The organism is Prevotella sp. SGI.167, from assembly GCF_050313615.1.
In the GTDB taxonomy this organism is placed as follows: Bacteria; Bacteroidota; Bacteroidia; order Bacteroidales; family Bacteroidaceae; genus Prevotella.
The window spans coordinates 1-645 of the sequence record NZ_JBNPLT010000117.1 but is presented as its reverse complement, the minus strand read 5'-3'; the positions used below and the strand labels follow the sequence as shown (position 1 = coordinate 645).

The window sequence follows — 645 nt, the reverse complement described above, 5'->3', positions numbered from 1 at the left end:
AAGTTCTTTTCGTAAAGAACTAGGCGTTTTACTATCAATGGCAACAGCCGCTATGCCGTGTTCTCTATAGAACTCGGCAATAGCATTGGCATGAGAAATATTGATAGCATAGACGATGCCCTTTCGGTCTTTACCAAATTCTTCCAAGCTCTGATAGAGCCTTTCGATGCTCGGCTTCTTATTCAGCAGCATATCCATTTCCTTGTTCTGGTAGTCACCATCTGCCCCTCGCTTCTGCAAGGAGTCGATAAGCCGTTGCGTTACACCATCCGATTTGATGCTCACGAAATCGTATGTCGCCAATCTTCCCTTGCTGATAAACTCAGGAACACTCCACGACTGCACCAACACATCAAACAGATCAGTAAAACCCTTACCGTTCAATCGGCAAGGAGTAGCCGTCAGTCCCAGGAACTTAGCCTTCGGGAATCTCTCCCACATTTCCTTATAGGTCTTGGCAAGGGCATGGTGCGCCTCGTCAATCACAATCATCCCCGGTTCTTCCTCTATCTCGTCATAGTGTTTAACCAACCATTGTATCGACACCGCCTTGATAGGAACATTGAATGCGCCAGCCGACAAACAATCTGGCGAATAACCTGATACCTCCTTTAATGCGCTAGCCGACAAACAATCTGGCGAGAT

1 protein-coding gene is annotated in these 645 nt (G+C 47.0%); it reads right to left on the bottom strand.

Translation table 11 applies throughout. The features are described from left to right. Positions 1-645: DEAD/DEAH box helicase (locus ACQRBJ_RS16135; RefSeq protein ID WP_445304245.1), on the bottom strand; the 645-nt coding region annotated here is incomplete at both ends.